The following is a 4,805-nucleotide window of genomic DNA, read 5'->3' on the forward strand; positions in this document are numbered from 1 at the left end:
GAGTAACTCGTAGTCGTCTTGAGCGCATTGAAAAGCTGGACGATTGCTTATTAATGGTGATGAATGACTTCCAGCAAGAGTTTGGCAACGAGGATAGTGATCATAGCCTGGGGACTCTATGGGCCATTCTCACTCCACGATTAATGATTTCTCTGCGCAACAACCCCTTAAGAACAACGGATCGACTGCGCTCTGACTTGAGAAGTGGAGCCCTCAACCCTTGCTCGGCTATCGAATTGTTCCACGAACTGATTGATCTGCGCGCTGAATATCTGCGAACCTTATTAATCCAACTCTCCGACACCATGGATGATCAAGAGGAGCTGCTATTAAAAGCAAAAGAGCTTCCCGAACATGAATACCTGGGAAGAACGCGCATCGATTGCAGTCGCTTAAGAAGGCAATTTTCACCAGAACTCATTGCTTTAAATCGCCTACAAAAGAAAGTTCCCTACTGGTTTTCAGATGAGGACAAGCTCAGGCTGAGCGATGACCTTGATCTACTTTCCCATTTAGTCCAAGAAATTTCAAATTTATATGACAGGGCCAAAATTCTGCAGGATGAACAAGCTGCCCACGTTGCCGAATTCAATGCCCGTAACTTACAAGTACTCTCAGTCATGACGGTCATTTTTTTGCCCATGACCCTGATCACAGGAATCATGGGAATGAATATGGAGGACCTTCCTGGGCTTAAGGAGTCTTTCTATATCGTGATGGTCCTCATGGCAATGGCTGGTGCTGGCGTCTATCTCTCGCTAAAAATTCGCAAAATTGTGTAATTTTTCATTGAACTTAAGGAGCAGAACTCAATAAAACCCCAGAAATATCAGAAAAAGGGGTTTTGTCATATTACTTTGCTAGCATTACCCCGTTCTTACAACTTTACGTGGAAATTTATGAGTGAATATAAGTACGAAGACGCTGTTAAACAGCTTCAAGAGTCTGGAGCCATTGGCTTGCAGGACTTTAAAAACCTATCTTATGAGGACCTCACTGAACTTCTAGAGGAAATTAAGGTCTGGTGCCTTTACGCCAATGGTAAGTTAGATAAATTACCTAAGGAATCTAAACGCAAGAAGGATAAGAAAGACAAGAAGGATAAGAAAGACAAGAAGGATAAAAAGGATTAAAACTTTTATCTAATCTGTCAACCTCTCCTTAGGGAAGCGCATCGTAAATGTACTTCCCTTTCCAGGTGTACTCTCAATGATTAATTGCGCTTGATGTCGGCTCGCAATATGCTTCACGATAGCTAGACCTAGGCCAGTTCCACCGGTATCGCGTGAGCGACTGCGATCTACCCTATAGAAGCGCTCAGTTAGCCTAGAAAGATGCTCAGAAGCGATTCCTGGGCCAGTATCCACAACTGAGAATTCGCCCTCTCCTGCAGCATTTACGCGCCAAGATGCGCTAATAGAGCCAACATCAGGCGTGTATCGAATGGCATTAGAGACTAAATTACTAAATGCCGAGAGAATTTCCCGCTCTTCTCCCAGAATATTTTTAGAGCTCTCAACATCGAAGTAAAAAGCGTGGTGACCCTTAGAGAGTGCCTCAGCATCATTTTTCAGAAGCGCCATGACAGTCTGCATTTGTATGGGCTGGGTTGGTGCCGGCAATGAATTCGCTTCTAAATTAGCTAAAGTTAGCAAGTCCTCTACAAGGCTTTTCATACGCTGGGCTTGAGACATCATCATCTCAAAATATTGATCCTGTTGGGCTTTATCTAAATCTAAAGATTGGATCGTTTCCAGAAACCCCATTAATACGGTAATGGGAGTTCTCATCTCATGGGAAACGTTTGCCACAAAGTCCCGCCGCATGGCATCCGCTTTTTGTAGATCGGTAACGTCTTGCACCAAGAGTAAGTGACGCTTCTCACCAAAAGGAAAAGCTTGCAACATCAAACTAAGATTTGATTTAGGACCCATACGCTCTAAAAGTAATGGCTCCTCAAAATGACGATCATGAAGATAGCGAATAAACTCCGGGCGACGGATCAGGAAATTAATACGCTGCATCACATCACGTTTGAATTGAAGGCCAAAGAAACGCTCTGAGATCGCATTACACCATTCAATTTGATCTTGATCATCCAGCATCATGATGCCGTTTGGCGAAGCCTGAAACGCTTCAATAAAGCGATTGTGTTGTTTCTCAACAGATAGCATTTGCAACTTAAGATTACGCACTAATCGTTGCAGGTAAAAGAAAACCTCTTCCCAATAACCACTAGGCAGTGGCATTGACTCTAGCCTATCCTCTACAGTGTATTTTCGTAGGCGCGCTAAATTAATGTAGGAGTAAATCAGCAGAATCGAGAGAAAAGCAATGCCTACTGAAATGCCTGTAATAGGGCCAACATTATTTTGGGCAATCAAAGCAGCAAAAAAAGCTGTGCAAAGAAGAAGAAAAAATCGGAAGAAAACGGAGAACATTCCGCAATCTTAGAGCATCTGCTGCAGAAGACTAGAAAAACTCAAGTCCACCCAATAAATATCAGGTCTGGGTGGGTGTTTTTGTGATTCGATATCCACTACCCCGAACTGTCTCTACAAAGCGATCGCAGTCTGCTGGGGATAAGGCTGCTCTGAGCCGCTTGATATGAACATCAACAGTACGCTCCTCTATATAAACCTCATTACCCCAGACTTTATCAAGCAAATTTTCACGAGAATGGACTCTTTCTGAGTTGGCCATCATAAATTGCAACAATCGGAACTCTGTAGGTCCTAAAGATAATGTCTGTGGTTCACAGTTTGGCCACGTAGCACTCACACGATGGGAAACTGGATCGAGCTTTAATGGACCAACAGCTAAGGGACCGTCCCCCTCTAGCGGAATCTGTCGGCGCAACAATGCTTTTACACGGGCGACTAACTCTTTAGGAGAAAAAGGCTTGGTCACGTAATCATCGGCTCCGGAATCAAGGCCCAAGACCTTATCGTTCTCTTCGCTCTTGGCGGTCAGCATGAGTATCGGCAAAGATCTAGTGCGCTCATTTGCCCTAAGCTCTCGGGCAAATTGAACGCCGGATTTACCAGGTAGCATCCAATCCAAAATCAATAGATTAGGGAGCTCATCGCGCATCATGTTTGCAGCAACGTCAGTTTGAAGCGCCTTTTGCACCTCATATCCTGCATGGCTTAAATTAATTGCAATGAGTTCAGCAATCGAAGGCTCATCTTCAACAATCAATATCCGGTGAGTCATAGCAAATTCCGCTTTAGTATGGATAGTTACGGTTTATTCGCCTCGCGAACCAAATCCTCATGGGGGATATGACGTACATCCGAGCCCTTGGCAATATAAATCACAAACTCTGCAATATTCTTGGCATGATCACCAATGCGTTCAATGGCTTTAGCAATTGTGAGCATATCTAAGCCAGTAGAAATCGTATGTGGATCTTCCATCATGTAAGTAATCAACTTACGAACAAAGCCTTTGAACTCCTCATCGATCTGACGATCTTCCTGAACTACTTCCGCTGCCGCAATCGTATCAAGACGGGCAAATGCATCTAAGCTGCGACGCAGTAAAGAAATAGCCATCTGACCCGATAAACGAATCTCAGCAACATTAATATTGTGAGTCGCACCAGACTCAATCAAACGCTTAGTCCTTTTGGCTACACGCTCTGCCTCATCACCAGCGCGCTCTAAATTAGTAATCGCTTTTGATACCGCCATCACTAAACGTAAATCTCGAGCAGTTGGTTGGCGACGTGCAATCAATTCCGTGCAGGCCATATCGATTTGAATTTCGAGATCATTTACGATCTTTTCATTAGCGATGACGACATTACAAGTATCAATATCCATCTGCGTAAATGCACGCATGGCAGAGGAGATTTGGGATTCAACAAGACCACCCATCTCCAGCAATCTACTGGACAGGGAATTTAAATCGGCATCAAACTGCGAGGAAAGGTGTTTATCTGGCATATTCATCTCCAATTAACCGAATCGACCGGTTATGTAATCTTCTGTTTCTTTACGCTTAGGCTTAATAAATATTTCATCGGTTTTACCGTACTCAATCAAGCTACCAAGATACATATAAGCAGTGTAGTCCGATACACGGGCTGCTTGCTGCATATTGTGGGTCACAATCGCAATCGTGTACTCATGTTTTAGCTCATTAATGAGCTCTTCAATTTTTCCAGTTGAAATGGGATCCAATGCTGAAGTTGGCTCATCCAAAAGAATCACGGAAGGCTTTACCGCTACACCTCGAGCAATACATAAACGCTGCTGCTGACCACCTGATAGTGAAAGACCACTTTGATTTAACTTGTCTTTTGCTTCATTCCATAACGCAGCTTTGTTTAAAGCCCACTCTACACGCTCATCCATTTCAGAACGGGAAAGCTTTTCGTATAAACGGACACCAAAGGCAATATTTTCATAAATCGACATTGGGAAAGGAGTTGGTTTTTGGAAAACCATTCCAATTCGTGAACGAAGGAGATTAAGGTCTTGTCCAGGCTCTAGAATATTCTGGCCATAAAAGTTGATTTCACCTTCAGCGCGCTGACCTGGATAGAGGTCATACATGCGATTAAGTGTGCGCAGCAATGTAGACTTTCCACAGCCAGACGGACCAATAAATGCTGTTACCTTACCCTCTTCAATATCCAAATTAATGTCTTTTAGACCTTGAAAGGATCCATAGAAAAAGTTGAGATTGCGAACCTCTAGGGCATTTTTAACGTCTTTTTTTACTGGTGTAGTTGTGTCGTTCATTCTTATTCCTTGACTATCAATCGTATTTAAGTCAAACATGGTTTTCATATTACT

6 protein-coding genes are annotated in these 4,805 nt (G+C 43.3%); 2 read left to right on the forward strand and 4 right to left on the reverse strand.

What is annotated here, in order from left to right; translation table 11 throughout:
• A partial coding sequence (locus B7Y67_RS10965) for a CorA family divalent cation transporter (RefSeq protein ID WP_293598676.1) occupies positions 1-782 on the forward strand: 782 nt, incomplete at its 5' end.
• Positions 783-899: 117 nt separating this feature from the next.
• Positions 900-1,133, forward strand: coding sequence for a hypothetical protein (locus B7Y67_RS10970; RefSeq protein ID WP_215365947.1), 234 nt, complete (start codon positions 900-902; stop codon positions 1,131-1,133).
• A 9-nt stretch (positions 1,134-1,142) separates the two neighbouring features.
• Here the strand turns inward: B7Y67_RS10970 and phoR are convergent, their stop codons facing one another.
• From phoR to pstB, 4 genes are all read right to left on the reverse strand, one after another.
• Positions 1,143-2,384, reverse strand: a complete 1,242-nt coding sequence (gene phoR / locus B7Y67_RS10975) for a phosphate regulon sensor histidine kinase PhoR (RefSeq protein ID WP_293598677.1) — start codon at positions 2,382-2,384, stop codon at positions 1,143-1,145.
• Positions 2,385-2,502: 118 nt separating this feature from the next.
• A complete protein-coding gene (gene phoB / locus B7Y67_RS10980; RefSeq protein WP_293598678.1) occupies positions 2,503-3,216 on the reverse strand; it encodes a phosphate regulon transcriptional regulator PhoB in 714 nt (237 codons plus the stop codon).
• A gap of 26 nt (positions 3,217-3,242) precedes the next feature.
• Entirely contained in the window at positions 3,243-3,950 is a 708-nt protein-coding gene (phoU, locus tag B7Y67_RS10985) for a phosphate signaling complex protein PhoU (protein WP_293598679.1), read from the reverse strand.
• A gap of 12 nt (positions 3,951-3,962) precedes the next feature.
• Entirely contained in the window at positions 3,963-4,751 is a 789-nt protein-coding gene (gene pstB, locus B7Y67_RS10990; RefSeq protein WP_293598680.1) for a phosphate ABC transporter ATP-binding protein PstB, read from the reverse strand.
• Between the last annotated feature and the right edge of the window lie 54 nt (positions 4,752-4,805).

The sequence above is a fragment of the Polynucleobacter sp. 35-46-11 genome (assembly GCF_002281105.1).